The sequence below is a fragment of the Streptomyces sp. MBT65 genome (assembly GCF_016612545.1).
Classification (GTDB): domain Bacteria; phylum Actinomycetota; class Actinomycetes; order Streptomycetales; family Streptomycetaceae; genus Streptomyces.
Window position 1 is genome coordinate 1 of sequence record NZ_JAENRY010000619.1, and the last position, 1,404, is coordinate 1,404.

The 1,404-nt window shown below is 68.7% G+C and carries 2 protein-coding genes and 1 pseudogene; all 3 read right to left on the minus strand.

Going from position 1 to position 1,404, the window contains the following annotated elements; translation table 11 throughout:
- Nucleotides 1–11 precede the first annotated feature (11 nt).
- The 3 genes and pseudogenes from JHN63_RS51025 to JHN63_RS51035 all read right to left on the minus strand — a co-directional run bounded on the left by JHN63_RS51025 (nt 12) and on the right by JHN63_RS51035 (nt 1,311).
- Nucleotides 12–218 carry a hypothetical protein gene (locus tag JHN63_RS51025; RefSeq protein ID WP_200691932.1) on the minus strand — a complete coding sequence of 69 codons (207 nt, stop codon included), beginning with the start codon at nt 216–218 and terminating at the stop codon, nt 12–14.
- Nucleotides 219–297: 79 nt separating this feature from the next.
- Nucleotides 298–627: pseudogene (locus tag JHN63_RS51030) on the minus strand (SAM-dependent methyltransferase); the annotation flags it as partial.
- Between the two features lie 39 nt (nt 628–666).
- Nucleotides 667–1,311 (minus strand): HAD family hydrolase, encoded by a 645-nt coding sequence (locus JHN63_RS51035; protein WP_234478953.1) that lies wholly within the window; start codon nt 1,309–1,311, stop codon nt 667–669.
- Nucleotides 1,312–1,404 lie beyond the last annotated feature (93 nt).

A 1,404-nucleotide genomic window follows, 5' to 3' on the forward strand; every position in this document is an offset into this window, starting at 1 on the left:
GGGTGGGGCCGTCAAGGGGTGAGGGGATGTCGTCCGCAAAGTGCCGCCCGCATCGTGTAGTTGTCGGCACGCAGCGGCACCGGAACCCGCGGGTCGTCGCTCAACAACGCGAACGCCCAACAGTTCGCGTCGGCGTCCAGCTCGGGTGTGTGATGGGGATTGATCCGCCACGGAATCTCACTCCGCAGCGCCAGGATGGTGTATTCCGCCGCACTCACGCGTCCGACGTGCCCTCGATGTCCTGCCGAAGACCGGCACACCGACCGGTGCACACGAAAGATTCGCCGTGAACCGACGCTACGCTCCGGCCCGCACGATCAACGTCCCGATGTGGCCGGGCTCGGGCGCGTCGAGCACCGTCGCCATGGCCGACGAGAGACCGGCCCGGGTCAACGACCTCTCCCAGACGGCCGGACGCTGGTTGTACCGGTACGTGAACATGGCCCTGCCCGCGAAGTCCCCCTTGTGCCTACCCTGCGGTCCGTACGCGCCGGGGATGGCCGGCGGCTGTGCGAACACGAAGACACCACCCGGGATGAGCCGCGCACGTACCAGCGCAAACAGCCGTCCCGGGTCGACGAACCGGGCCGCGCCGGAGATCGAGCAGACCGCGTCGTAGGTGTCATCGCAACGGCCCCACCCGCCAAAGCCGGTGGGGCCGCGACGCTATGGTCGGTCCGCCACGATCGACACAAGCTGGCCAAGACTGTCGATGCGCCAGTCCGCCGCCGCCACCACCTCGGCGTCGTCCGCCCATAGATGCCCCAACGGACCACGGCGGATATGCGCGACGCGCAGCCCCGCCCGCTTGGCGGGGAAGATGTCGTTGGCCGGATGGTCGCCGACGTAGACCGTCCGGTCCGCCGCCGCCCGAGCCACCCCCAGCACACGCTCGAAGAACTCAGGCTGCGGCTTCGCCACCCCCCAGTCCCCCGACATGACGACGAGATCCACCGGCAGGTCGAGATCACGCAGCAACTCGCCGGCGCGGGACGTCTGGTTCCCGGCCACGACGACACGCACCCCGAGTTCACGAAGCGCGGACAAGGCCGGGCGGACGTCGTCGTAGAGGTCGCTCTCGTCGAGGTACTCACCTCGGCCGGCCGTTTCCCGAGCGCGGTACTCGGCGGCGACATCGATGCCCGGCCGGATGAGGCGGAGCGTCTCCGCGTTGTCCTGGCCCCTGGCCACCACAGCTCCGACGAGTGCGGAGACGGTATGGCGGGAAACGTCCAGCCAGTCCGCCCACGACGCCCAGTACCGGTCGTCTCGGATGATCGTCTCGCCCACGTCGAACACGATGGTCTCCATCACCCTTCGAAGCCTAGGCCGTCGCGAAACATCAGCGCCGGTTGCCTCGTGATCGGACGATCCGCATGACGACGGCCTAGGCTTCGAAGGGTG